Source organism: Paraburkholderia sp. J41, assembly GCF_905220235.1.
Classification (GTDB): Bacteria; Pseudomonadota; Gammaproteobacteria; order Burkholderiales; family Burkholderiaceae; genus Paraburkholderia.
Map to the genome: position 1 here is coordinate 179,312 of NZ_CAJMZE010000009.1, position 24,555 is coordinate 203,866.

Annotated in this window: 20 protein-coding genes and 1 pseudogene; 13 read left to right on the forward strand and 8 right to left on the reverse strand. The window is 67.6% G+C overall.

What is annotated here, in order from left to right:
• Window positions 1–95 precede the first annotated feature (95 nt).
• Entirely contained in the window at window positions 96–2,927 is a 2,832-nt protein-coding gene (locus tag U5805_RS12165) for a DUF3141 domain-containing protein (protein WP_322103722.1), read from the reverse strand.
• 755 nt (window positions 2,928–3,682) lie between these two features.
• Here U5805_RS12165 and U5805_RS12170 point away from each other — a divergent pair.
• A complete protein-coding gene (locus U5805_RS12170; RefSeq protein ID WP_322103723.1) occupies window positions 3,683–4,624 on the forward strand; it encodes a phosphate acetyltransferase in 942 nt (313 codons plus the stop codon).
• Window positions 4,621–5,877, forward strand: a complete 1,257-nt coding sequence (locus tag U5805_RS12175; protein WP_322103724.1) for an acetate/propionate family kinase — start codon at window positions 4,621–4,623, stop codon at window positions 5,875–5,877. The genes U5805_RS12170 and U5805_RS12175 overlap by 4 nt, the downstream gene beginning before the upstream one ends.
• 17 nt (window positions 5,878–5,894) lie before the next feature.
• Here U5805_RS12175 and U5805_RS12180 read toward each other — a convergent pair whose 3' ends face one another.
• Window positions 5,895–6,497 (reverse strand): alpha/beta hydrolase, encoded by a 603-nt coding sequence (locus U5805_RS12180; RefSeq protein ID WP_322103725.1) that lies wholly within the window; start codon window positions 6,495–6,497, stop codon window positions 5,895–5,897.
• Between the two features lie 185 nt (window positions 6,498–6,682).
• Here U5805_RS12180 and U5805_RS12185 point away from each other — a divergent pair, with 185 nt between their 5' ends.
• From U5805_RS12185 to U5805_RS12210, 6 genes are read left to right on the forward strand one after another with little or no spacing between them, the layout of a single operon-like run.
• Window positions 6,683–7,630, forward strand: a complete 948-nt coding sequence (locus tag U5805_RS12185; protein ID WP_322103726.1) for a glyoxylate/hydroxypyruvate reductase A — start codon at window positions 6,683–6,685, stop codon at window positions 7,628–7,630.
• Between the two features lie 37 nt (window positions 7,631–7,667).
• Window positions 7,668–8,591 (forward strand): hydroxymethylglutaryl-CoA lyase, encoded by a 924-nt coding sequence (locus tag U5805_RS12190; protein WP_322103727.1) that lies wholly within the window; start codon window positions 7,668–7,670, stop codon window positions 8,589–8,591.
• 58 nt (window positions 8,592–8,649) lie between these two features.
• Window positions 8,650–9,168 carry a YbaK/EbsC family protein gene (locus U5805_RS12195; RefSeq protein WP_322103728.1) on the forward strand — a complete coding sequence of 173 codons (519 nt, stop codon included), beginning with the start codon at window positions 8,650–8,652 and terminating at the stop codon, window positions 9,166–9,168.
• A 20-nt stretch (window positions 9,169–9,188) separates the two neighbouring features.
• The gene (locus U5805_RS12200) at window positions 9,189–9,395 is read left to right on the forward strand and encodes a DUF1289 domain-containing protein (protein WP_322103729.1); all 207 of its coding nucleotides are present in this window, start codon (window positions 9,189–9,191) and stop codon (window positions 9,393–9,395) included.
• Window positions 9,392–9,841, forward strand: coding sequence for a MaoC family dehydratase (locus U5805_RS12205; protein WP_322103730.1), 450 nt, complete (start codon window positions 9,392–9,394; stop codon window positions 9,839–9,841). The genes U5805_RS12200 and U5805_RS12205 overlap by 4 nt, the downstream gene beginning before the upstream one ends.
• Window position 9,842: 1 nt before the next feature.
• Window positions 9,843–10,826 (forward strand): MBL fold metallo-hydrolase, encoded by a 984-nt coding sequence (locus U5805_RS12210; RefSeq protein ID WP_322103731.1) that lies wholly within the window; start codon window positions 9,843–9,845, stop codon window positions 10,824–10,826.
• A gap of 207 nt (window positions 10,827–11,033) precedes the next feature.
• Here the strand turns inward: U5805_RS12210 and U5805_RS12215 are convergent, their stop codons facing one another.
• Entirely contained in the window at window positions 11,034–12,353 is a 1,320-nt protein-coding gene (locus U5805_RS12215; RefSeq protein WP_322103732.1) for a DUF445 domain-containing protein, read from the reverse strand.
• 349 nt (window positions 12,354–12,702) lie between these two features.
• Window positions 12,703–13,596: an alpha/beta hydrolase gene (locus U5805_RS12220; protein WP_322103733.1), complete on the reverse strand. Its 894-nt coding sequence runs from the start codon at window positions 13,594–13,596 to the stop codon at window positions 12,703–12,705.
• 326 nt (window positions 13,597–13,922) lie between these two features.
• On the opposite strand from U5805_RS12220, the gene U5805_RS12225 reads away from it, so the two are divergent.
• Window positions 13,923–14,891 carry a nitronate monooxygenase family protein gene (locus U5805_RS12225; RefSeq protein ID WP_322103734.1) on the forward strand — a complete coding sequence of 323 codons (969 nt, stop codon included), beginning with the start codon at window positions 13,923–13,925 and terminating at the stop codon, window positions 14,889–14,891.
• A 458-nt stretch (window positions 14,892–15,349) separates the two neighbouring features.
• Here the strand turns inward: U5805_RS12225 and U5805_RS12230 are convergent, their stop codons facing one another.
• The 3 genes from U5805_RS12230 to U5805_RS12240 form a co-directional block, all read right to left on the reverse strand.
• Window positions 15,350–16,309, reverse strand: coding sequence for a LysR family transcriptional regulator (locus tag U5805_RS12230; protein ID WP_322103735.1), 960 nt, complete (start codon window positions 16,307–16,309; stop codon window positions 15,350–15,352).
• A gap of 160 nt (window positions 16,310–16,469) precedes the next feature.
• The gene (locus U5805_RS12235) at window positions 16,470–17,567 is read right to left on the reverse strand and encodes a porin (protein ID WP_322103736.1); all 1,098 of its coding nucleotides are present in this window, start codon (window positions 17,565–17,567) and stop codon (window positions 16,470–16,472) included.
• Window positions 17,568–18,264: 697 nt separating this feature from the next.
• Entirely contained in the window at window positions 18,265–18,849 is a 585-nt protein-coding gene (locus tag U5805_RS12240; protein ID WP_322103737.1) for a hypothetical protein, read from the reverse strand.
• Between the two features lie 720 nt (window positions 18,850–19,569).
• On the opposite strand from U5805_RS12240, the gene U5805_RS12245 reads away from it, so the two are divergent.
• The 3 genes from U5805_RS12245 (at window position 19,570) to U5805_RS12255 (ending at window position 22,964) form a co-directional block, all read left to right on the forward strand.
• Window positions 19,570–20,625 carry a bile acid:sodium symporter family protein gene (locus U5805_RS12245; protein WP_322103738.1) on the forward strand — a complete coding sequence of 352 codons (1,056 nt, stop codon included), beginning with the start codon at window positions 19,570–19,572 and terminating at the stop codon, window positions 20,623–20,625.
• 16 nt (window positions 20,626–20,641) lie between these two features.
• Window positions 20,642–20,989 carry a hypothetical protein gene (locus U5805_RS12250; RefSeq protein WP_322103739.1) on the forward strand — a complete coding sequence of 116 codons (348 nt, stop codon included), beginning with the start codon at window positions 20,642–20,644 and terminating at the stop codon, window positions 20,987–20,989.
• 124 nt (window positions 20,990–21,113) lie between these two features.
• Window positions 21,114–22,964: a phosphodiesterase gene (locus U5805_RS12255; protein ID WP_322103740.1), complete on the forward strand. Its 1,851-nt coding sequence runs from the start codon at window positions 21,114–21,116 to the stop codon at window positions 22,962–22,964.
• A gap of 141 nt (window positions 22,965–23,105) precedes the next feature.
• Here the strand turns inward: U5805_RS12255 and U5805_RS12260 are convergent, their stop codons facing one another.
• Window positions 23,106–23,261 carry a DUF3309 family protein gene (locus tag U5805_RS12260; RefSeq protein ID WP_322103741.1) on the reverse strand — a complete coding sequence of 52 codons (156 nt, stop codon included), beginning with the start codon at window positions 23,259–23,261 and terminating at the stop codon, window positions 23,106–23,108.
• A 223-nt stretch (window positions 23,262–23,484) separates the two neighbouring features.
• On the opposite strand from U5805_RS12260, the pseudogene U5805_RS12265 reads away from it, so the two are divergent.
• Window positions 23,485–24,486, forward strand: a pseudogene (locus U5805_RS12265) (LacI family DNA-binding transcriptional regulator); the annotation flags it as partial.
• Between the last annotated feature and the right edge of the window lie 69 nt (window positions 24,487–24,555).

Here is a 24,555-nt window from a genome sequence, read left to right on the forward strand (position 1 = left end):
CTGCGCTGCGGCTTTTCAGGGCGCGAAACGCCGCAGCGCGATTGCAGCACGACGGCGCGCCGCGGAGCGCGCTCGCGCGCGGCGTTCATGCACGTCTACTCGCCCGAGCCGCGCGTTGAACGGCGGCGCGTGGCCGGCGTGCCCGCCGCGCGTGTCGGCGTGGGCGCGGCGGCCGCGCGCGCCTTGCGCGGCGTTTTCGCAGCGGCAGGCGTCTTTTTTGCCTCGGCGGACTCGGCCTTCGCGCTCACCGCACGCGCCGCGCGGCGCGCCTTGGCCGGCGACGAATGCGGCGCGGCGCCCTTCGCCTCCTTCGCCTCCTTCGCCTCCTTCGCCTCCTTCGCCTCCTTCGCCTCCTTCGCCTTCGCCTCCTTCTCTTCCTTCGCTGCGGACACGCCGTGCGATTGCTCAGCCTCGCTCGCCGCAAGCCCGCCCGGCCCGGCGTCCGCCGCCGAATCGCCCGCCGCCGATCCCGCGTCTTGCGCCGTCAAGCCCGCCTTCTCGCTGCCCGGCTCCACGCCCAGCGCGCGCTGCACGTCGCGGAACCGCTCGCGGCGCTCGCCTTCTAGCGGCCCGGAAACCGTCGCGATGCGATACACCGCCGCGAGCAGCGCGCGGCGCGTCGGCATGTCGGGCACGAGCGCGGGCAGCGCCTCGATCGCCGCTTGCGGATCGAGTTGCACGACCGCGCCCTGGCGGCGCGCGGCCTCCTTGAGTTCGGCGATGGTGGGTTGCCGCTCGCCCAGATACTCGCGCGCGAGTTCGCGCATGCGCTGGAACGGCCGGTACTGCACCGTGTGCATTTCGTCGGTGAGATACGCGGCAATGCGCATGAACGCATCGACGAGCGAGCCCGTGGTGAGATGCGCGCGCGCCGCGCGCAAGCGCGACTGCGCGAGTTCCTTGCGCAGCATCGCGAGCGGCGGCGCGATCGGGTCGAGCGGCGTGTTGGGCGCCACGCCCACCCACGCCTGCACCCACGGCGCCGTATAAACGCTGTAGAACGTGCTCTCGACCCACGCATCGCGCGCGTCGCGATAGGCGTCCCAGGCAGCCTCGATGCTCGCCGAAGCCTGCTTTTCCAGCAGCGTGAACGGATTGTCGGGCGCCGCGGGCCTGCGATGCGCGCGCACCGCTTCGGCCACGGCGGGCAGCATGGCGAGCGCGGGATTCGCGTCGCTCAGCACGCCGCGCTCCACGCGCGAGGGCGTCGCCTCGCGAATCGCATGCGCCGTGAACGCATTGCTCGAAGCGCGCACGAACGGCGAAACGAACAGATCGTAAAGACGCTGATTGTTCTCCGCGATGCGGCGCACGACCTCGAACGGCTGCTCGTCGTCGCGGCCGTCGTCGAGCGCGAGAATGTCGTCGATGGTGCGGCGCTCGAAGTGAATCTCGTAGCGCCCTTCGAGCGCCTCGAGGCGCGCGGCGTCGGGCGTCGTGTCGCTGATCTTCGCCTCGTAGAGTCCCGGCGGCAGCACGTCGATGAGATCGAGCGCCGAAAATAGTTCGGTGTGCTCTTTATTCGCCACGCTCGCCGAAACGAAAATGCCCAGGTGTCCCACCTTGTCGTGCAGGCAATACACGATCACCTGCTCGTTCGCGACGATCTCGTCCACGCTCGCGTAAAGGTCGGGAATCCAGTTGAGCGCCTGTTGCGGCGGCGTGATGTTGTCGCCCCACGAAGCGAGCACGATGATCGGCGTGCGGATATTGCGCAGGTCCACCGGCGCGCGCGCGTGCTTCGCATAGACCTCGTTGCGCGTGAGGTGATTGCCGACGAACAGGTTCTGCACGATCCAGTCGATTTCGGCGCGATTCAACTGGAAGTGGCCGCCCCACCAGCGCTCGAATTCGAGAAAGCGCTCGCGTTCCGTATCGACTTTCGAATAGAGGCCGTAGAGCTTGCCCCAATACGTGTTGGCCGGATTGAGGTTTTCGAAGTTCTGCACCAGATGCGCGCCGTCGAAGCGTCCGTCGCCGAGATCGGCCGCGAACGACGACATCCACGTGCCGCCGAGCATGCCGCCCGAATAGCGCATGGGGTTCTTGCCGCGCACGCCGGCCCAGTACGAAAGCGGCGAGCCCGCGAGCATCAGCGGCCCGACCAGCGCGGGCGCGGAAGCGGCGAGCAGCGCGGCGGCCCAGCCGCCCTGGCAATTGCCGATCACGAACGGCAGGCCGTCGGACTCGGGATGCAATTCGCGCACGCGGCGCAGGAACACCGCTTCGGCCTTGCCGACCGATTCGATGGTCTGCGTGTCGCACGGCACCGGAAAGAACGTGACGAAGTAGACCGGATGCCCCTTGCGCAGCGCGATGCCCACTTCGCTGTCCATCTTGAAGCCCGCGATGCCGGGGCCGTGGCCCGCGCGCGGGTCGATCACGACGAACGGGCGCATGCGCGGGTCGGTGGGCGCATCGGCGTCGGGCTTGATGCGCAGGAGTGCGTAATTGCAGGGATCGTCGAGTTCGCGGCCGTCGGCGATCACGTCGTAGTCGAACGCGAGCACGGGCGGCATGCCGGCCTGCTCGTGCAGATACGTCTGGTTGCCGCGCTCGCGCAGCACGTCGAGAAACAGCACGCCGCGCTGCCATGCGTCGAACAGGTAATCGTAGAGCGGCTGCGCGGCGGCGGGCGCGAGCGGCTCGGCCTGCCTTGCCGCGCGGGCGCCCGCACCGTCGCCCTTGCCGGCGGCGCCTTCGGCCGCGGCGTGGACGGCGGCGGCCGTCCCGGTGAGCGAGGTCGCGGGCGTCATGGCGTTGCGAGGCGCGGCGGCGAAGGGCCAGAACGGCGTGAACGTCGGCAGCGACGAAAGCGACGCGAAGGGCCAGAAAGGCGCGCCGGCGTCGAGCGTCGGCAGGAACGAAAACGGAGAAGGCGACGAAACCAGCGGCGACGAGAAAGACTGCGGAGTGGAAACTGCCACGAGACGAATCTCCTTTAAGGGAGCGCGGGGAACGCGGGTGCCGCAGGCGGCGGCTGCGTCGAACCGGTGCGGCGCGCGACGCGGGCGAAGGCGGCGCGCGTCGCGATCGGGCGCACGGGCCAGGCGAACCGCGAGCCGTACGGAAAACGGCGAAGCGACGCGACTTGCGAAGCGGCGAAGCGGCGAAGCGGCGAAGCTTCGAAACGACGAAGCGACGCAGCGGCGAAGCAACGAAGCGGCGCGACCTGCGAAGCGGCGAAGCAACGCGACTTACGAAGCGTCGAAGCAACGAAGCAACGAAGCAACGAAGCAACGAAGTGCAGCATGAACCATCGCACGCGAAAACAGCCACGCGGCTGCTCAAGCCGCCCAAGCCGCCCAAGCCGCAACCCCAGCGCAAATCGCTCGGGCCGCGACATTTCACGCCGAAGCCACGTTCGAGCCGCGCAAGCCCGCCCTTCACGGCGCACGCGCCGCACCATGCTGCACTGCGGCATCTCAAAATCTAGGCAGCGCGCGCCCGAAAGTCAAGGCGCGCGAGCGCCGCCCGTCGGCCGCCAGATTCAGCGCCGATCATCGCGCCGCGCCGTGAACGAAGCGTGACAAGCGCGAGCGGCCTGCCTGCGTCACGATGCCGCCTACAAATCGCGTGCAGGTTTCTGACCAGCCACATCGCACTGGACTACACTGTTAGCGCCTTGCGCGCCGCAGCAATCCGCTCGTTCTTCCTGCCTGGATTTCGTCTGGAGTCCGTCATGACCGCATCGCCCGACAAATATTCGGTTCTGCTCGCCCGTTGCGGCGGGCTCGCGCCCGTGCCCACGGCCGTCGCGCATCCGTGCGACGTTGCCTCGCTCGCCGGCGCGCTCGACGCCGCCAATCTGGGCTTGATCGTGCCGATCCTCGTCGGCCCGGAGGCGAAGATTCGCGCCGTGGCCGAGGAAGCCGACCTGCGCCTCGACGGCGTCCGGATCATCGACGCGCCGCACAGCCACGCCGCCGCCGCGCGCGCCGTGCTCGCGGTGCGCGAAGGCGAGGCCGAACTGCTCATGAAAGGCAGCCTGCACAGCGACGAACTGTTGCACGAAGTCGCGCTGGGCGCGAACGGCCTGCGCACCGAGCGCCGCCTTTCGCATGTGTTCGCGATGGACGTGCCCTCGTATCACAAGCCGCTTTTCATCACCGACGCGGCCGTCAACATCTTCCCGAAGCTGGCCGACAAAGCCGACATCGTGCGCAACGCCATCGAACTCGTGCAGGCGCTCGGCATCGGCACGCCCAAGGTCGCCATTCTCGGCGCGGTGGAAACGGTCTCCGACAAGATGCCTTCGACCATCGACGCCGCCGCGCTCTGCAAGATGGCCGACCGCGGCCAGATCGTCGGCGGCCTGCTCGACGGCCCGCTTGCGTTCGACAACGCCATCAGCGCCGAAGCCGCGCGCATCAAGGGCATCCGCTCGCCGGTCGCGGGCGACCCCGACATCCTGCTCGTGCCCGACCTCGAAGCGGGCAACATGCTCGCCAAACAGCTCACCTTTCTCGCGGGCGCCGAAGCGGCCGGCATCGTGCTCGGCGCCCGCGTGCCCATCATCCTCACGAGCCGCGCCGACAGCGTGCGCTCGCGCATCGGCAGTTGCGCGATTGCCGTGCTGGTCGCGCACGCGCGGCGCGCGCGCAAAGCCACGGAGATCCTGTGAATCACGCTCATGACGGACACAGCTTGCCCGGCCACGTCGTGCTGGTGGTGAACGCGGGCTCGTCGAGCATCAAGTGCTCGGTGTATCGCGTGATCGAGGATGCGGGCGTGGAAGGCGGCGCGCGCGCGATTCACGGCGCGGGCGGCCAGATCGAGGGCATCGGCGTGGCGCCGCGCGTGGTCGCGCACATGGCGGACGGGCGGCTGATCGTCGACGAAAAATTCCCGGTCGCGCAAGTCGCCGACCACGACGCCGCCTTTCGCCTGCTGCGCCTCGTGCTCGCCGTGGGTTTGCGCGACACGCCGCCCGCGGCGATCGGCCATCGCGTCGTGCATGGCGGCGCGCAATACCGCGAAGCCGTGCTGATCGACGACAAGGTGATCGGCGATCTCGACGCCCTCACGCCGCTCGCGCCCTTGCACCAGCCGCACAATCTCGCGGCCATTCGCGCGGTGCGGCTCGCCGCGCCCGAGTTGCCGCAGGTCGCATGTTTCGACACGGCGTTTCACGCGACCAACGGCATCATGGCGCAACTGTTCGCGCTGCCGTATCACTTCTACGACGAAGGCATTCGCCGCTACGGCTTTCACGGTCTCTCGTACGAATACATCGCGAAGCATCTGCATCAAGTGGCGCCCGAAATCGCGCGCGGGCGGCTCGTGGCCGCGCATCTCGGCAACGGCGCGAGCCTGTGCGCGATGCACGACGGCAAGAGCGTGGAAACCACCATGGGCCTCACCGCGCTAGACGGCTTGCCGATGGGCACGCGCAGCGGCGCGATCGACGCGGGCGCGGTGCTCTGGATGATGGCGCGCGGCATGGACTATCACGCGATCGAAAAACTGCTTTATCAGGAGTCCGGATTAAAAGGGCTTTCGGGCGTGAGCAGCGACATGCGCGAACTGCTCGCGAGCGACGCGGATCGGGCGAAGCTCGCGATCGACTTCTACACGTATCGCATCGCGCAGGAAGTGGGCAAGCTCGCAACCGTGCTGGGCGGCCTCGACGGCCTCGTGTTCACGGGCGGGATCGGCGAACATGCCGCGCCGGTTCGCGCGCGGGTGTGCGAGCGCCTTGCGCCGCTGTTCGGCGTGACGCTCGATGCCGAAGCCAACCTCAAGGCGAACGCCGGCGGCCAGGAACGCGTGAGCGCGCGCGACAGCCGCGTGCCGGTGTTCGCCGTGCCCACCGACGAGGAAGGCATGATCGCGCTGCACACGGCGCGCCTGTTGCGCACCGCGCCCGCGCACTGAAGCCGCGCCGGCGCGCGTCAGGCGAACGCCGGTCCGCTCGCGTCGAACGCCTCGTCGCGCAGGCGCGCGGGCGCGGCGCCATGCACGAGCGTATCGACGAAATACCTCGCGCGCGGCCACGGCCCGAAACCGGCCGCCGTGTTGATATGCCCCGCGTCGCCGAGATTCACGAATGCGCTGCCCAACTGCTGCGCGAGCGTGCGCGCGCCTTCGAGCGGCATCCACGGATCGGTTTCGCTGCCGATCAGAATCGACGGCACCGCGAGCTTCGCGGCCTCGAACAGCCCGGCGAAGCGAAACTTTTCCGGGCTCGCGGGCGCGACGAACAGCACGCCGACGATATCGGCGTCCAGCACGCCTCGCAGCAACGCATGCGCCGCGACGAGGCAGCCGAAGCTGTGCGCCGCCAGCAGAAACGGGCCGCGCTCGGCGGCGAGACAGTTGGCGAGCGCCGCGCTCCAGACCGCGAGATCGGGCGCGTCCCAGTCGTCCTGCCCGGCGCGCAGCGAGCGCGCGAACTGGCGTTCGAGCCAGCTTTGCCAATGCGCGCCGTCGCTGCCGTGCAAACCGGGCACGGTGACGAGGCGGGGCGGCCAACGCGTTTGCGCGCACGAAAGCATGATTTTTTCCTCGCTGAATCATGGCGTGATTCGATTGTGGCGTTCGCGGGCCTCGGGCCGAACCAATTTTTTTTGCTTAGCTATTTCGCGGCCGCGCCGCAACGGCATCGGGAGAAAACCGCGCGGCGGGCGCGGGCCCGAAAACGTAGAATGTGACCCATGCCCAGTTTTTTGCGCCTCGCCCCATGAAAATCCTGTTCTGGCTCCCGCAAGCCGATGCGTCCGCGTGGCTGCACGGCCTCGCGCGCGCCCTGCCCGACGCCGAATTGCGCGAATGGCAGCACGGCGACACGGCCCCCGCCGACTACGCGGTCGTCTGGCAGCCGCCGCGCGAAGTGTTCGCCGCGCCGGGCCTGCGCGCGATCTTCAACCTGGGCGCGGGCGTGGATGCGATCCTCGCGCACGAACGCGAAGCGCCGGGCACGCTGCCCGCGAACGCGCTGCTCGTGCGCCTCGAAGATTCGGGCATGGGCTCGCAAATGGCCGAATACGTGCAGCACGCGGTGCTGCGCTATCTGCGCCGCTTCGACGAGTACGCGCTCGCGCAGGCGCGCCGCGAATGGCATGTGCTCGCGCCGCATCCTCGCGAGACCTTCACCGTGGGCGTGCTCGGGCTCGGCGTGCTGGGCGCGCAGGTCGCGCGCGCGGTGGCGTCGCTGGGCGTGCCGGTGCGCGGCTTCGCGCGCAGCGCGAAGACGCTGGACGGCATCGAGACCTTTTCGGGCGCGCTGCACGGCCCGCAATTCGACGCGTTTCTCAGCGAGGTCAAGCTGCTCGTGAACCTGCTGCCCGCCACGCCCGACACCGAAAACGTGCTCGACGCGCGCACCTTCGGCAAACTCGCGCGCGGCGCGTATCTCGTGAACGTCGCGCGCGGCACGCATCTGGCCGAAGCCGACCTGCTCGACGCACTCGAACGCGGCACGCTCGCGGCCGCCACGCTCGACGTATTTCGCGAGGAGCCGCTGCCCGCCGACCATCCGTTCTGGCGCGAGCCGCGCATCACGATCACCCCGCATAGCTCCGCGCTCACCTTGCGCGACGAAGCCATCTCGCAGATCGCCGACAAGATCGGCGCGCTCGCGCGCGGCGAAGCGGTGAGCGGCGTGGTACACGTGCAGCGCGGCTACTGAACACGCCCTTATCAGACAGACACAGCAGGAGACGAACATGGCCTTACCGAACGCAGTGAAAATCGTCGAAGTCGGTCCGCGCGACGGCTTGCAGAACGAAAAGGAATTCGTTGCCACCGCAACCAAGATCGAACTCGTGAACCGTCTGTCGAAAGCGGGCTTTCCCAACATCGAGGCCGCTTCGTTCGTTTCGCCGAAATGGGTGCCGCAGATGGCCGACGGCGCCGACGTCATGGCCGGCATCGAGCGGCGCGCGGGCACGATCTATTCGGTGCTCACGCCGAACCTGCGCGGCTTCGAAGGCGCACTGGCCGCGCGCGCCGACGAAATCGTGATTTTCGGCGCGGCCAGCGAGGCGTTTTCGCAGAAGAACATCAACTGCTCCATCGCCGAAAGCATCGAGCGTTTCGCGCCCGTTGCGCAAGCCGCGAAAGAACACGGCGTGCGCATTCGCGGCAGCGTGTCGTGCGCGCTCGGCTGCCCGTATCAGGGCGAAGTGCCGGTGGCTTCGGTCGTCGACGTGGTGGAGCGCTTCGCCGCGCTCGGCTGCGACGAGATCGACATTGCCGATACCATCGGCGTGGGCACCGCGAAGCGCGTACACGAAGTGTTCGCGGCCGTCACGCAGGCGTTCCCGCGCGAGCGGCTTTCGGGCCACTTCCACGACACCTATGGCCAGGCGCTCGCGAACATCTACGCGGCGCTCGAAGAAGGCATCGCGATCTTTCATGCTTCGGTGGCCGGGCTGGGCGGTTGCCCGTACGCGAAGGGCGCGACCGGCAACGTCGCGACCGAGGACGTGCTGTATCTGATGAACGGCCTCGGCATTCGCACCGGCATCGACCTCGATCAGGTCGTCGCCGCCGGCGACTTCATCTCGAACGCGATCGGCCGCGCGAACGTCTCGCGCGCGGGCAAGGCGCTGCTGGCGAAAGCGCGCAGCGAAGCCGCGTGCGCCTGAATCCGCGGAATCCGCGCTTCCACATCCATTCGATCGGCAGTCCGAAGGAAAACGATTCATGACCGAAACCCTCGCTACCCACTCCGGCAATCTCGACGATCTGCCCGATTCCGCGCGCCGTGTCGCGCTGCTGCTGCGCGAGCGCGGCCACGCCAAGCCCGTGGTGATGCTGCCCGAAACCGGCAAGACCTCGGCCGAAGCCGCCGCGGGCCTTGGCTGCGAAGTCGCGCAAATCGCCAAGTCGATCCTGTTTCGCCGCCGCAAGGACGATGCGCCCGTGCTCGTGATCGCGAGCGGAGCGAATCGCGTCGACGAAAAGAAGGTCGCCGCGCATGTGGGCGAAATCGGCCGCGCCGACGCGAAGTTCGTGCGCGAGAAAACCGGCTATGCGATTGGCGGCGTGTGCCCGATCGGCCACGCCACGGCGCCCGTCACGCTGATCGACGCCGATCTTCTCGCGCTCGACAGCCTGTGGGCCGCCGCCGGTCATCCGCATGCGGTGTTCAATCTTTCGCCGCGCGAACTCGTTGCGCTGACCGATGCGCCGGTGGTGGACGTCGCGTTGCGCGACGCGTGAGCGCCTTGCCCCGCACGCCGATGAGCACGCCCTCGCCCTGCATCAACATCTGCCGCATGAACGCGCGGACGGGCTTGTGCGAGGGCTGCCTGCGCACCATCGACGAGATCGCGTCGTGGTCCGCACTCGACGACGAAGCGAAGCGCGCCGTGTGGGACGCCATCGAAGCGCGCCACGCGCAATGGCTCGCGCGAAATCAGTCAGCACAACCAGGAGATTTGCCATGAATGCGCCCGCGCGCGTCGTGACGATCGGCGAGACGTGCCGCTCGACGCTCGCGCTCACGCCCGAGTCGGTGAAATCGTTCACGCTGCTCGTGAACGACCTCAACCCGCTCCATCTCGACGATGCCTACGCGGCGCAAAGCCGCTTCGGCGGCCTGATCGCCTCGGGCACGCAGCCCACGGCGCATTTCATGGCGCTGCTCGCCACGCATTTCTCGCAATACGCGCAACCGCTCGGGCTCGAATTCGACATCAAGCTCAAGCGCGCCGCCTATGCCACCGACGTCATCACGTTCGAATGGCGCGTGCAAGAAGCGTACTGGAAACCGAGCCTGAACGGCGATCTCGTGAAGCTCTCGGGCGAGGCCAGAAACCAGCACGGCGCGACGCTCGTCGTGGGCCACGCGACCATTCTCGTCATGCCGAAACCCACGCACGCCGCGCACTGACATGAGCACCGTGCCTGCCGCTTCGTCTGCTTCCTTGCCCGCGCCCCTGCCTGCCTCCCTGCGCGTGTTCGAGCGCGGCTGGCTCTCGTCGAACAACGTGCTGATGATCGACGAACACCGCACGGCGCTCGTCGATACGGGCTACGCCACGCATGCGGAGCAAACGCTCGCGCTCGTGCGGCACGCGCTCGATCATGGCGGCAACCGGCGCGCGCTCGATCTCATCGTCAACACCCATCTGCACTCGGATCACTGCGGCGGCAACGCGCGTTTGCAAGCGCAATGGCCCGCGTGCGCCACGCTCGTACCGGCCGCCGGCGCGAGCGCCGTGCGCGAGTGGGACGAAGCGCGCCTCACGTTTCGCGCGACGAGCCAGACCTGCGAGCGCTTTGGCTTTACCGGCACGCTCGCGGCGGGCGACCGGCTCACGCTCGGCGGCTTCGAATGGCAGGCGATCGGCGCGCCGGGCCACGATCCCGATTCGCTGATGCTCTACGCCGCCGAGCCACGCGTGCTCATCAGCGCCGACGCGCTCTGGGAAAACGGCTTCGGCGTGATCTTTCCCGAACTCGACGGCGCGAGCGGTTTCGCCGAACAGCACGCGGTGCTCGAAGCCATCGCGCAACTCGACATCGGCACGGTGATTCCCGGTCACGGCGCGCCGTTCGCGAACGTGGGCGCCGCGCTCGAGCGGGCGTTCTCGCGCCTCGCGTGGCTGCGCGCCGATCCCGCGCGCAACGCCAGGAACGCGCTCAAGGTGCTGATCGTGTTCAAGCTGCTCGAAGTGCGCGCGATGAGCTTCGACGCGCTGGAAGCGCTGGTCGGCGAGGCGTCGATGCTGCGCGCCGCCGCCGCGCAACTGGCGCCGCGCGCGGCGTGGCCCGCGCTGCTGCGCGGCCTGGCGGCGGAACTCGTGAAGAACGGCGTGCTCGTCGCCAACGGCGATCGGCTCGAAGTGCCCGTTTCGGCGGTAAAAGTTTCGTAACCGGCGCTATCGCGGACGAAAAAAAACGCTCGTCCGTTTCCGGGCGAGCGAATTAGCTCTGACGTGATCAAACTGTCGAGCGCATGATACTCGCGCAAAAAATGGCGCAGCATCGGTGATTTCCCTAAAAATTACGGACGTTCGCGGCGAATGACTTCGCCATGCGACTTCGCGGATTACTCTCGCCGATTTATTTCGGATTCCCGATCAATAGCCGAGATGCAGCCGCAGCAGCTCGAACAGGTGCGAGCACAGATACAGCCCGAGCCCGATCGCGCCGCCGATCACCGTGCCGTTCACGCGTATTTCCTGCAAGTCCTTGCCGATCTTCAATTCGATGAGCCGCGCCGTGTCGCGCGTGTCCCAGTTGCGCACGGTGTCGCGAATGTGATGCGTGAGATAGCGCGCGAAATCGGGCGCCATGGCGCGCGCGGCGTCTTCGAGATGCGCGTTGATCGAGGCGCGCAACGCCGCGTCGGCGGCCAGCGTTTCGCCGAGCCAGCGCCCCGTCGCGGCCACTTTCGCGTGCAGCGACGAATCCTCGCGCGCGAGGTCGTCGCGCAGCCACGCGCGCAGGCTGTCCCACAGTTCGCGCGTGTAGTCGTTGAGCGCGCTGCCTTCGCGCAGACTCGCCTTCAGTTCCTCGCCCTTGCGCAAGAACGCGGGATCGCTCTTGAGCTGCACGATGAGCTTGTCGACCACTTCGTCGAACTTCTGCCGCAAATGATGCTCGCGGTCCTCGCTCACCTGGAGCAGCAGGCGGTTCACCGCGCTTTCCAGCACGCGCGCGCCGCTTTCGCCGATCCACTCCGAGGGCAGAAACTTCTCCGTCTTCGGAAACTCGCCCTTCAGGCCGTCGACGATACGCGCCGCCACGAACGTGCGCGTGCCTTCGTCGCGCAACAGCGCGCCGAGCTGATCGAGCATCTGGTCGAGCAATTCCTGGTGACGGCCGTCTTTCGTGAGCGTGTCGAGCAGCGCGCCCGCCGACTTCGAGAGATCGACGCGCGCGAGCGCCGCGTGCAGGCCGTCGCGGATGAACGCCTGAATGCGCGCGTCGTCGGTGAAGCCGAGCACGCCCGACATCATGCGCACCGCGTAGCCGCCGAGATGGCGCGCGTTTTCTGGCGCGGCGAGCCACACGGCCAGCCGCTCGACGGGATCGTGACGGCGGATCAGCCCGACGAGCGAGCCGACGTCGAGAAACTTGTCGCGCACGAACACGGCGAGTTCGTCGGCGATGCGGTCCTTGTTGCGCGGAATCACGCCCGTGCGCGCGGAAACGAACGGAATGGGCACGCGCCGGAACAGCGCGACCACGGCGAACCAGTCGGCGAGCGCGCCCACCATCGCGGCTTCGCTCACGGCTTTTACCCCGTCGATCACGAGGCCGGGCGGCGAAAGCGCGGTGCCGACGAACACGATGGCCGCGACGATCAGCAGCAGCAGCGCGCGGCGCTTGGCGCGCGCGAGTTCGGCTTCGTCGCGGGAAGAGGTCGAGGCGGGAGATTCGTGCGGGGGCGTCATGCGCTGGGCGTGGCGGGTGGGCATCGCCACATTATGCGGCCGGGGCGCGAATGGCTTTGCGCCAGCGCACGGCGGGGGACCGTTGCGGGGGCGCTGCGAGATCGCTGTTCGGTTGGCCGCGCAGTTTGGCCGCGCAGTTTGGTCGCGCCGTTTGCCGTTTGCCGTTTGCCGTTTGCCGTTTGCCGTTCAAGGCACAACGCGCCGAAGGGTTCTACCGAATGCTTCGGCGAACGGCTCGCACCGCGTCCGCATCGCGTCGTCTGTCGCGTCGCTCGCCGCATGGCTCGCCACGAAACCGTCCGCTTGCCCGACCGCCGCCCAAACCGCGCGCCCGGCCTCCAGCCTCCACTCAGCGCTCGGTCGTCTCGAAGAAAGCCAGCATTTCCTCCACGAGCGCGTCGCTCGCCTCCTCGGGAATGTAGTGGCCGCACGGCAGCGCGCGGCCGCTCACGTCGCGCGCGACCTTGCGCCATTCCGCGAGCGGGTCGAAGCAGCGCTCGATCACGCCTTGCTCGCCCCACAGCACGCGCAGCGGGCACGCGACCTTGTTGCCGCGTTCGAGATCGGCGCGATCGTGTTCGAGGTCGAGGGTGGCCGAAGCGCGATAATCCTCGCACATCGCATGCACCGCGCCCGGCTGGCGCAGCGCGGCGCGATACGCGTCGAGCGCGTCGGGCGAGAACGGCGCGAGACCCGCGTGGCGGCTGCCCATCACGCGCTCGATATAAACGTCGGGGTTCGCCGCGATCAGCGTTTCCGGCAGCGGCTCGGGCTGGATCAGGAAAAACCAGTGGAAATAGAGCGTGGCGAACTCGCGGTCGGTTTGCTCGTACATGGCGAGCGTGGGCGCGATGTCGAGCAGCATCAGCCGTTCGACGGCTTGCGCATGATCGAGCGCCATGCGATGCGCGACGCGCGCGCCGCGATCGTGCGCGCAAACCAGAAAGCGCTCGAAGCCGAAGTGGCGCATGACCTCGACCTGATCCGCGGCCATCGCGCGTTTCGAATACGCCGCATGGCTCGCGTCGCCAGGCGGTTTGGACGAGGCGCCGTAGCCGCGCAGGTCGGTGGCGGTCACGGTGAAGTGCCGCGCGAGCGCGTCCGCGCAGCGATGCCAGATCACGTGCGTTTGCGGATGGCCGTGCAGCAACAGGAGCGGCGGGCCGTCGCCGCCTTTCACTCCGCAGATGTCGACGCCGCTCGCGGTGCGAACGCTGAAGGGCTGGAATCCATCGAAGGGCATGGCGCGGGTCTCTTCGGCTTGTTGGTCTCCCGACATTGTATGAGCGCCGCGCGCGGCGCCGGCGGCTTTCGGGTCCGCCGGCGTAGAAACCGAACACTCACTCCAATGTCCCGGCCGCCGTGCCGCGCCAACCTGCGGCCTATAATCGAACGATCGTTAGCAAAGGCGTGCGACGCGCCCGCCAATGCCGCAGCGCGGGCCGAAACCGGCGGTCGCGTCCGCGCCGGAGCGCGTCGCCACCTTCGAAACCGCGCCGCCGCCGCGCAACACCGCGCAACCCAAGCCGCCCGCGCTTCGCTCGCGGGCCTCACACGGAGACTTCTCACATGGCATTGCCCGCCGTCCTGCAAAACCTCGCGCTGCCCGTCGTGGCCTCGCCGATGTTCATCGTCAGCTATCCCGATCTGGTGCTCGCGCAGTGCAAGGCGGGCATCGTCGGTTCGTTTCCGGCGCTCAACGCGCGCCCGGCCGAGCTGCTCGGCGAATGGCTCACGCAGATCCAGGCTGAACTCGCCGCCCACAAGGCCGCGAACCCCGACGCCGTGATCGGCCCCATCGCCGTGAACCAGATCGTGCATCAGTCGAACGCGCGGCTCGAACACGACGTGCGCGTGTGCGTCGAGCACAAGGTGCCGATCTTCATCACGAGCCTGCGCGCGCCGCCTAGGGAACTGCTCGACGCCGTACACAGCTACGGCGGCATCGTGCTGCACGACGTCATCAATCTGCGCCACGCGGGCAAGGCGCTCGAAGCGGGCGTGGACGGGCTGATTCTCGTCGCGGCGGGCGCGGGCGGCCATGCGGGCACGACTTCGCCGTTCGCGCTGGTTGGCGAGGTGCGCCGCCTGTTCGACGGGCCGATCGTGCTTTCGGGCGCGATCGCCAACGGCGGCTCGATTCTGGCCGCGCAGGCGATGGGCGCCGATCTCGCCTACATGGGCACGCGCTTCATCGCGACGCGCGAGGCGCATGCGGTGGACGCGTACAAGCACGCGATCGTCGAAGCCAAGGCCGCCGACATCGTCTACACGAATCTTTTCACGGGCGTTCACGGCAACTACATTCGCGAAAGCATCGTGAACGCCGGGCTCGATCCCGAAGCGCTGCCCGAATCGGACAAGTCGAAGATGGACTTCGGCGCGGGCAGCTCGAAGGCGAAGGCGTGGAAGGACGTATGGGGCGCGGGCCAGGGCGTCGGCCTGATGGACGACGTGCCGTCCGTCGCGGAACTCGTCGCGCGCCTGAAACGCGAGTACGACGAAGCGAAAACGCGGCTGGGCGTGGGCGCGCGGTAAGGCGCGTCCGGCGGGTGAAGCGGCGACGAAGCGGCGGCAAAAGGACAATAGCGCGGCGATAAAGCAGCGATGCGTGCAGTAATTTCAAGCTGCATTAACGCGTACTAACGCCGCATCCACGCCGCACTAACGCTGCACCCATGCGGCAACAATCGCGGCATCGTGCGGAACACCGGCGTCAACCTGCTTGCGCGCGCATCCACGCCGTACCAACGCCGCATCCATGCCGCACCCATGCCGCAACAATCGCGGCATCGTGCGGAACGCCAGCGTCACCCGGCTTGCGCGCGCCTCCACGCCGCACCAACCGCCGCATCCAGGCCGCATCCACCGCAAAAACCGCGGCATCGCGCGGAACGCCAGCGTCACCCGGCTTGCGCGCGGCCTCCACGCCGTACCAACGCCGCGCCCAAGCCGCACCCACCGCAAAAACCGCGGCATCACGCGGAACACCGGCGTCACCCGGCTTGCGCGCGCGCCGCCGCCGCGCGTATCGCCGCCACGTCCGGCCACAGCGCGTGACCGGAAAATCGCGCGGCCAGAAAATCCACGAACGAGCGCACCTTCGCCGAAAGATGGCGGCGGCTCGCGTACACGGCGTAAATCGGCAACTCGCGCGGCGGCAGCGCGTCCACGAGCAGCGGCACGAGGCGGCCTTCGGCGATGTCGTCGCCGATCACCTCGGTGCCGAGCATCGAAAGCCCGCCGCCTTGCAGCACGACCACGCGCATGGCTTCGAGATGATTGACGATGAGGTTGCCGCCCGGCTTCGTCTTCGCGCTTTCGGCGCCCGCGTGATCGGCGAACAGCGCGAGTTCCTGCGCCGAAGCGCCCGCGTATTGCACGAAGCGGTGGCGCGCGAGATCGGCGACGTTCTTCGGCATGCCGTGTCGGCGCAAATAGTCGGGCGCGGCGCACAGCACGATATGCGCGCTCGCGAGCGGCCGCGCGATCAGCGACGACGACTTCAGCCCCGAAGGCGCGGCGCGAATCGCCACGTCGAAGCCTTCGTCGATCAGTTCCACCACGCGGTCGGACAACGTGATGTCGACGGTCACTTGCGCGAACTCGGCCGCGTAATCGGCCACGGCGCTCATCACGTGCCGCAGCCCGAACGCCGTCAGCGACGACACGCGCAGCCGCCCTTGCGGCACCACGCTCGCCGCGCCCACGACCTGCGCGGCTTCGTCGAGTTCGGTGAGCGCAAGCGCCACGCGCTCGTAGTATTCGCGGCCCGCTTCGGTCGGCGCGACGCGGCGCGTGGTGCGGTTCAGCAGGCGCGCGCCGAGCTGCTGCTCCAGATGCGCGACGTGCTTGCTCGCCATCGCCGCCGACATGCCCATGCGCTCCGCCGCCGCGACGAAACTGCCCGCCTCCACCACCTGGCGGAACGTTTTCATGCTGACGAGGGTATCCATCGCGCGCCTTTCGATCTCAATGGGAGGGAATCAATCGGCGTTATTTTGCGCGGTTTATCAAATGCCGGTAGGCAAACGCGCATTCGCCCGTCGAACGCGGACGATAAAAAACCCCGCGCCGCTTCACGCGGGCGCGGGGTTTCGAAGGCGGCGAGCGCGCTTAGAACTTCGCGCGAATGCCGACGCCGTAGGTCATGCCGCTCGACATGTTGTCGTAGTGGTCGTACATGTAGGCCGCATAGAGGTCGGTGCGCTTGGAGAGCGCGTAGTCGTAGCCGATGGCGGCCGTCTGGTGCGTCTGGTTCAGGCCGCCCGTGTCGCGCGAGTACGCGTACGAGGCCATTGCCGTGCCCGGCCCGACCGGCACCGAAACGCCGCCTTGCGCCGTGTTCACGTGGAAGCTGCCGATGTCTTCCCAGTTCGCCGTGTACATGTACTGGCCGAAGAACTTCACGTACTTGAGATCGTACGAAAGGCCGACTTGCGCGACGCCCTGGCTCTTGATGCCGACGACGGTCGCGTCGCCGCTCACGATGCTGCCGATGTCGCCCGGCGTGTTGTTGAAGTTCACGTACTGATACACGGCCGTGGCCGCGAACGGGCCGTGGAAGTACAGCGCCTGAACGCTCCACTTCTTCTGGCCGTTCTCGCCCGCCTGGTTGCCGAACGCGTACATGGCCGAGCCCGACAGACCGTTGAAGTTCGGCGTCGAATACTGCACGGCGTTGTTCCAGCCCGAGTCGCCGATCACGCCCTGGTCGGTCGTGTAGGTCGGGAACGTCGAAAGGCCGAGGTACACGTGGTACACCATCGGCGAGAACGTGTACGAGTCGATGAACGGGTTGAAGAGAATCGTCGAGACGAACAGTTGCGTCGTCAGGCGGCCCGCCGTGAGCGTGCCGTACGGCGACTCGAGGCCGACGTATGCGTTGCGCGCGAAGAACGTGTCGCCGGTGAAGCGGCCGTAGTTGCCGTTCTGTGCGCGGAAGAAGCTTTCGAGGGTGAAGATCGCCTTGTAGCCGCCGCCGAGGTCTTCGGAGCCCTTCAAGCCCCAGTACGACGTCGACATGCCGCCGCCGCCCACGTTCCACGCCGTCTGGCTGCCGGGGAAGCGCGTGGCGCCGACCCATTCGTCGACCTGACCGTAGAGCTGGACGCTCGACTGCGCAAATGCCGACGACGATGCGGCGGCAAGAACGGCGGCGATCGCACTCGCCTTCAGGGTGGTGCGCAGCGCGCGGCTCTTGGTGGTGTTCATGGGTTCTCCAGTCTTTGTCAAAAAAAGTAGGCGGCTTGGCTTGAGGCCTTGTTTATCGTCGTTCGCAGTGGGGGGCCGCTTTCCAGATCGTTTTGGGCAGGTCCATCTTTGCGGACCATTTTTACGGTCAAAAATATTGGGTGTTATCGCCGGTATATCGGCGGGAATAGTTTGTCGCGGAAAAAACCTGTCTATTCCCTCTTCCGGCCCCGTTGCGCCGCGTCGCAGCACGCCGTTCGATGCGCCGTGGGCCCGCGCGGGCGGGCATTCTGCCGGAACTCGCGAGGCGTGAATGACGCGCCGCCGTAACGAAGTCGAGATTTGATGACGAAAGGCTTATGTATGACGAGAGATTTCCAAAAAAGTGTGGTATCCACGCGTCAAATTACGGCCGAGGCGCCGGCGAGGGCGCGTGAACGGCGTTGCGGATGGGCAATACGGGGAGGCGCGCGATGCGGCTAAAGCGCGGGCGCGAAAGGAATGTGTAAAGCGGGGATCGGGGCGCGCACGGTTAAGGCTCCACGTTGCGGAGCCGGGTCGCGAAATCGAGCGGAGGAGCGAAGCCGTGTGAAGCCGTGTAAAGCCGGTGCGAAGCTATTTGCGGAGCCGGGTTACGGCCCCACGGCGGCGTCGAATCACAGCGCGCATTGCGCGGCGCGGATTCAATCGCGCGACTTCACGATGCGAATAGCGGGACTCAGTTGCGGTACGGCGAAGGCATCGGCGGGCGCGGCACGTCGCCGCCGCCGCGCTGGAGCGGACGGAACGCGGCGCGTTCTTCGTTGTAGCGCGCAACATCTTCGCGGATCGAACCCGCGCGCACCGGAGAATCGGCCGGAGGATGCGGAACCTGGCGCGTTTCGGCGCTCACCGGCGTGATGGGATTGCCGCCGCCGCGCGCGTTGCCGCCGCTGCCGCCGTTCCCATAGCCGTTTCCATAGCCGTTCCCGTAGCCGTTTCCATAGCCATCGCCGAAACTGCCGTAAGACGCACCGCCGTAATGACGCACGGCCGGCGCGCCTTCCACGGCGCCTTGCCATGTGCCTGCCGCGCGGGCGCCGCGTTCGCGATGACCGCTTTGGTCGGCAACACGCACGCGCGACGGCGCGCGCGTGGCTTGGTCGCCGGGCACGCGCGACGGCGCGCGCATGGCTTGGTCGCCGGGCACGCGCGGGCTGAACACGGCGCTGTGGACATTGCCCGCGCCGCTCATGACGCCGCGCATCGGATAACCGGTATTGCCGCCGCGCGCGCCGCCGCCCCAGCCGGGCATCGAACGCATTTCGGGCGCGCGCGCGAATCCGCCTCCGCCGCGAGCGGAAAAAGCGGGGTGGGCATGGACCAATACCGCGAAGGACGCCAGTCCGGCGCCCAGAACCCATCGTCCCAGTTTTGACAACCCTGCGTGCATTGTGACGTTTCACCTGCCCGACGATCCGCATGGCGGCGCGCCACTCGGGCCATGGCGCGCCATTGCTGGAAGGCCGCCACGCGCCGCAGGTTGCGGATCAGCGGTGCAGGACCGCAGTGCGTAACGATTGCCGGCGCAACGGCCGGCACATTCCTTTCACGGTAATTTATGGGCGCCCCGGATAGGTGTCGAGCCAAAAAGTGTTATGCCGCCCGAACGGTTGTAACACCATGTTACTGCACGGTTTTTTGGTATCGAATGGGCTCTGTCGCAGGGCCGGAAGGCCCGCTGCGCGAGGCTTTCAGGACCGCGCGCGCGACGGTCTGAAAGTATGAAGAATGGCCGGAGTTTCGCGTCTTGTGGATGTTCCGGCTGCGCCGGGAACGGGCCTCGCGAGTTCGCTCGTCAAGACACGGAAGCTGCATTTAATTTCGCAATACATTCTGCTTTATCATTAATCAATGCTTCAAATGAATTTGCTTTTTCAATCGTCCTGCGCGGACAATAGCGTTTTGCATCTGCAACCTCGTTTTCGACCGCGCGCTGCGCTCGCGCCCCGCGCGCCCGAGTCGCGCATTAGAGATACGTCCGATGGCCCGCCCGAAATTCCTGCCCGATAACTTCACGCTGTGCCTCGTCGGCACGGTGATTCTTGCGAGCCTGCTGCCCGTTCACGGTCAGGCCGCCACCGCATTCAACTGGCTCACCAATATCGCGGTCGGGCTGCTGTTCTTCCTGCATGGCGCGAAGCTCTCGCGCGAAGCGATCGTCGCGGGCGCCACGCACTGGCGCCTGCATCTGGTCGTGCTCGCGAGCACTTTCGTGCTGTTTCCGGTGCTGGGCCTCGTGCTCAAGCCGGTGCTTTCGCCGCTCGTCACGCCCGCGCTCTACGCCGGCGTGCTGTTCCTCTGCACGCTGCCTTCCACGGTGCAGTCGTCGATCGCCTTCACGTCGATCGCGCGCGGCAACGTGCCCGCGGCCGTGTGCAGCGCGTCGGCGTCGAGCCTGATCGGCATTTTCGTCACGCCCGCGCTCGTGAGCCTCGTCGTCACCAGTCAGAACGCGAACGGCGGCTCGGCGTGGCATACGGTCGGGAACATCGTGCTGCAACTGCTCGTGCCGTTCGTCGCGGGGCAACTGCTGCGTCCGCTGATCGGCCGCTGGATCGAGCGCAACAAGAGCGTGCTCAAGTTCGTCGATCAGGGCTCGATCCTGCTGGTGGTGTACGGCGCGTTTTCGGAAGCCGTCAACGAAGGGCTCTGGCATCACATTCCGCTCGAAGCGCTCGGCGGTCTGCTGGTGGTGAACGCGGTGCTGCTCGCGCTCGCGCTCGGCATCACGATGTTCACGAGCAAGAAGCTCGGCTTCACGCGCGCGGACCAGATCACCATCATCTTTTGCGGCTCGAAGAAAAGTCTCGCCGCCGGCGTGCCGATGGCGAAGGTGATCTTCGCGTCGAACGCCGTGGGCGCCGTGGTGCTGCCGCTCATGCTGTTCCACCAGATGCAGTTGATGGTGTGCGCCGCGCTCGCGCAACGCTGGGGCGCGCGCGACCTGAGCGCCGAGCGAGAGGCGAGCCAGGGCGACGAATCGACGTCGAACGCCGCCGCGGCTTCGCGCGAGCGCGCGGCGGCGGCGCGCCGCTGAGGAGTTGGCGTCGGAGTTGGCGCGGGTTTGTGCGAGGGCGCGGGCATCGCCTTCGCTCTGGCCTCGCCATCGGCATCGCCATCGGCATCGGCCTGACGTCGCCATCGCCATCGCCATCGCCATCGCCATCGCCATCGCCACCGGCATCGACATCGGCATCGCCATCGGCATCGCCATCGGCATCGACATCGGCATCGACATCGGCATCGACATCGGCATCGCCATCGCCATCGCCATCGGCGTCTGCCACCGCCATCGCCCCAAGCCTCCACTCAGCGGCCCCGGACCGCCTCCGCACCGCATCGATCCGGGCGCCGCTTTTCTCATGTCCGGCACGCAAGTGACGCTCATGCGCAACGCATGAGCCGCGCGCAAACGGTTGCGCGCCTTCGGCGGGCCGGAACCGCTCCCGCTGTCACCAAAATTTCACTTAATTCATCCGATCATGCGCTGTTAAGTTCAACGTCTACGCCCGTCCTGGCCTGTTCATGTCTGCTTGCGCGCCACTCCCCAGCGCCGCGCCCGGTGTTGGGGCTTTGATCGCCCAGCGCCAGTTGCGCGCCGTTTTTCAGCCGATCGTCGATTTCGAGAATGGCGCGATCCTCGGTTACGAAGGGCTGATTCGCGGGCCGTGCGGCTCGGCGCTCGAATCTCCCGCCGCGCTGTTCGCCAGCGCTCACGCCGAAGGCTGCGCCACCGCGCTCGAACGCGAGGCGGCGCGCACCTGCATCGTGGCGTTCGCCGCGCTCGACTGCCCCGGCAAGCTGTTCCTCAATTTCAGCGCCGACGCGCTGCGCCAGCTCGCCGACGCCGCCGGCCCCGGCGGCGACGGCTCGCTCGCCCTTTTCCACGGGCCGCTCGATCCGGCGCGCGTGGTGATCGAGCTGACCGAGCAAAGCGCCATCGACGATCTGCGCAACTTCGCGCTCGTCGTCGAACGCCTGCGCGCGGCGGGCGCGCAGTTCGCCCTCGACGACTACGGCACCGCCAACGCGAGCCTGAGCCTCTGGGCGACGCTGCGACCCGACATCGTCAAGATCGACCGCTTCTTCATCCACGAGATCGCCAACGATCCGCTCAAGTTCGAGGCCGTGCGCGCCATGCGGCATTTCGCGCAGGCGAGCGGCGCGCGGCTCGTGGCCGAAGGCATCGAAAACGCCGCCGACCTGATCGTGCTGCGCGACATGGGCATCGACTGCGGCCAGGGCTTTTTCTTCGGCCGCCCCGAAGCGCAGCCGCTGCGCGTGCTCGCGCCCGAAGCGCGCGAGGCGATTCGCGCGGACCATATCGCCGTGTTTCCCGAAGCCACGCGCAGCGCCGCCACGCAGTCGGCGAACGCCGCGCCCGCCGGCAAAATGCTCGTGCGCGCGCCCGCGTTGCCGCGCAACGCCACCAACAACGACGTGCTGGAGTTGTTCAACAGCCGCCCCGACTTGCACGCCGTGGCCGTGGTGGAGGGCGAAACGCCCATCGCGCTGCTCAACCGCCGCGCGTTCATGGACCGCTACGCGCTGCCGTATCACCGCGAGCTGTTCGGCAAGAAGGCGTGCATGCAGTTCGCGAACGGCTCGCCCGTGCTGATCGAGCAGACCATGAGCGTCGAGCAGATGGCGGCGCTGCTGGCAAGCGACGACCAGCGCTATCTCGCCGACGGTTTCGTCATCACCGAAAACGGCCGCTACGCCGGGCTCGGCACCGGCGAAAGCCTCGTGCGCGCCGTGACCGAAGTGCGCATTCAGGCGGCGCGTTACGCGAATCCGCTCACCTTTTTGCCGGGCAACATTCCGCTCAGCTCGCACATCGAACGGCTGCTCTCGCACGACGCGGGCTTTCATGCGTGCTATGTCGATCTGAACCAGTTCAAGCCGTTCAACGATCAGTACGGCTACTGGCAAGGCGACGAAGTGCTGAAGTTCGCGGCGCAGGCGCTCGCGGACGTGTGCGATCCCACGCGCGACTTTCTCGGCCACGTGGGCGGCGACGACTTCCTGATCCTGTTCCAGAGCGAAAGCTGGCGCGAGCGCGCCTGCCGTGCGATCGCCACGTTCAACGAGGGCGCACTGCGCTTTTACGCGCCCGAGGATCGCGCGGCGGGCGGCATCCACGGCGAGGACCGCCACGGCCATCCCGCCTTTTTCACCTTCGTCACGATGGCGATCGGCTGCGTGCGCGTGGCCGCCGGCGAAGGCGCGCGCCACGGCAGCGACGCCATCGCCTCGCTCGCGGCGCTCGCCAAGCGGCGCGCGAAACAGGAAGCCACGGGGCTTTTCGTCATCGAGGGCAGCGAAAGCCGCGAGCGCCTTCCCGCGCTCGCGAGCGCCGCCGGCGGCGGCCGCTAGGCGGCGCACGCATCGCTTTCCCTCGCCTGGATTCCCAAAGGAAACGGGCCGGCCGCGCGGTCATACCGCGCGCCGGCCCGTTTGTTTTTCTAGTTTTTCAGGCGCTGGCCGATCCAACCGCCGACCGGGCAGCGCGGGCGGTCATATCGTCCCCATCAACACCAGCACGATGACGACGATCAGCACGACGCCCAGCGTGCCCGATGGCGCGTAGCCCCACGAGCGGCTATGCGGCCATGCCGGAAAGGCGCCGACGAGCAACAGGATCAGAACAACCAGAAGCAGGGTGCCAAGCATGATGCCTCCGAAAGTTTAAGTGATTGCGCTCGTCATTCCGCAACCGCCGTGCCCGAGTCGAAAATCGCTGTTTAGTTTATTTTACTAAACTCGTGAATTTGCGTTTAATACCCGTATTACGGGTATTTACCGCGCTTTTCCAGCGTCGATTCGGGATTCTCTCCGCGATTTTTACTATACAATCGCCCGCACATCGAAGGACGCAGCGGAACACGCAAGGATCATGGGGACGACCATTCGTGACGTCGCGCAGGCGGCCAACGTGTCGATCGGCACGGTGTCGCGTGCGCTGAAGAATCAGCCGGGGCTATCGGAAGCCACGCGCGAACGCGTGGTGGAAGTGGCGCGCTCGCTCGGCTACGACGTCGCGCAGTTGCGGCCGCGCATTCGCCGGCTCACGTTCCTGCTGCATCGCCAGCACAACAATTTCGCGGCCAGCCCGTTCTTTTCGCACGTGCTGCACGGGGTGGAAGACGCCTGCCGCGAGCGCGCGATCGTGCCCGCGCTCCTCACCGCCGGTCCCGCCGACGACACCGTTCAGCAGCTTCGCCTGCACGCGCCCGACGCCATCGCCGTGGCCGGTTTCGTCGAGCCGGAAATGCTCGCGGCGCTGGTCGCGCTGCAACGCCCGCTCGTGCTGATCGACCTGTGGGCGCCAGGCCTGCGCTCGGTGAACGTCGACAACGCGGCGGGCGCGGCGCTCGCCATGCAGCATCTGTTCGCGCTCGGGCGGCGGCGCGTTGCGTTCATCGGCGGCTCGCTCGCGCATTTCAGCATCGCGCAGCGCGCGCTCGGCTACCGGCGCGCTTTCTTCGAGGCGGGCATGCTGTTCGATCCGTCGCTCGAAACCACCATCGACGGCGGGCTCGATCCCGACACCGGCGCCGCGCTCGCGATGCAGCGCCTGATCGACGCCGCGCGCGCCGAATCGCGGCCGCCGCCCGACGCCCTGTTCGCCTACAACGACGCCGCCGCGCTCGCGGCCATGCGCGTGTGCGCGGCGAACGGCCTGCGCGTGCCCGAGGACATCGCCATCGTCGGTTTCGACGACATTCCCGGCGCCACGCACGTCTCGCCCGCGCTCTCGACCATCGCCGTCGACAAGGAAGCGCTCGGGCGGCGCGGCGTCGAACTGCTGCTCGAAGAAGCGCCCGCCGAACGCGAGATCCGCCTGCCGGTGCGGCTGGTCGCGCGCGCGAGCACGCTGGGCGCGGCCGGCGCGCCTGCCATCGGCATGAACGCCGATGCGCGCCACGCAGCGCCGCCGCACGCGCGCCAGCAAGCGTCCGAGCCC

Coding starts and splice junctions, on each gene's coding strand:
- U5805_RS12170 (WP_322103723.1), top strand. CDS start 3,683: ATGACCGCATCGCCCGACAAATATTCGGTTCTGCTCGCCCGTTGCGGC.
- U5805_RS12180 (WP_322103725.1), bottom strand. CDS start 6,497: ATGCTTTCGTGCGCGCAAACGCGTTGGCCGCCCCGCCTCGTCACCGTG.
- U5805_RS12185 (WP_322103726.1), top strand. CDS start 6,683: ATGAAAATCCTGTTCTGGCTCCCGCAAGCCGATGCGTCCGCGTGGCTG.
- U5805_RS12190 (WP_322103727.1), top strand. CDS start 7,668: ATGGCCTTACCGAACGCAGTGAAAATCGTCGAAGTCGGTCCGCGCGAC.
- U5805_RS12195 (WP_322103728.1), top strand. CDS start 8,650: ATGACCGAAACCCTCGCTACCCACTCCGGCAATCTCGACGATCTGCCC.
- U5805_RS12200 (WP_322103729.1), top strand. CDS start 9,189: ATGAGCACGCCCTCGCCCTGCATCAACATCTGCCGCATGAACGCGCGG.
- U5805_RS12205 (WP_322103730.1), top strand. CDS start 9,392: ATGAATGCGCCCGCGCGCGTCGTGACGATCGGCGAGACGTGCCGCTCG.
- U5805_RS12210 (WP_322103731.1), top strand. CDS start 9,843: ATGAGCACCGTGCCTGCCGCTTCGTCTGCTTCCTTGCCCGCGCCCCTG.
- U5805_RS12215 (WP_322103732.1), bottom strand. CDS start 12,353: ATGACGCCCCCGCACGAATCTCCCGCCTCGACCTCTTCCCGCGACGAA.
- U5805_RS12220 (WP_322103733.1), bottom strand. CDS start 13,596: ATGCCCTTCGATGGATTCCAGCCCTTCAGCGTTCGCACCGCGAGCGGC.
- U5805_RS12225 (WP_322103734.1), top strand. CDS start 13,923: ATGGCATTGCCCGCCGTCCTGCAAAACCTCGCGCTGCCCGTCGTGGCC.
- U5805_RS12230 (WP_322103735.1), bottom strand. CDS start 16,309: ATGGATACCCTCGTCAGCATGAAAACGTTCCGCCAGGTGGTGGAGGCG.
- U5805_RS12235 (WP_322103736.1), bottom strand. CDS start 17,567: ATGAACACCACCAAGAGCCGCGCGCTGCGCACCACCCTGAAGGCGAGT.
- U5805_RS12240 (WP_322103737.1), bottom strand. CDS start 18,849: ATGCGTTCGATGCCCGGCTGGGGCGGCGGCGCGCGCGGCGGCAATACC.
- U5805_RS12245 (WP_322103738.1), top strand. CDS start 19,570: ATGGCCCGCCCGAAATTCCTGCCCGATAACTTCACGCTGTGCCTCGTC.
- U5805_RS12255 (WP_322103740.1), top strand. CDS start 21,114: ATGTCTGCTTGCGCGCCACTCCCCAGCGCCGCGCCCGGTGTTGGGGCT.
- U5805_RS12260 (WP_322103741.1), bottom strand. CDS start 23,261: ATGCTTGGCACCCTGCTTCTGGTTGTTCTGATCCTGTTGCTCGTCGGC.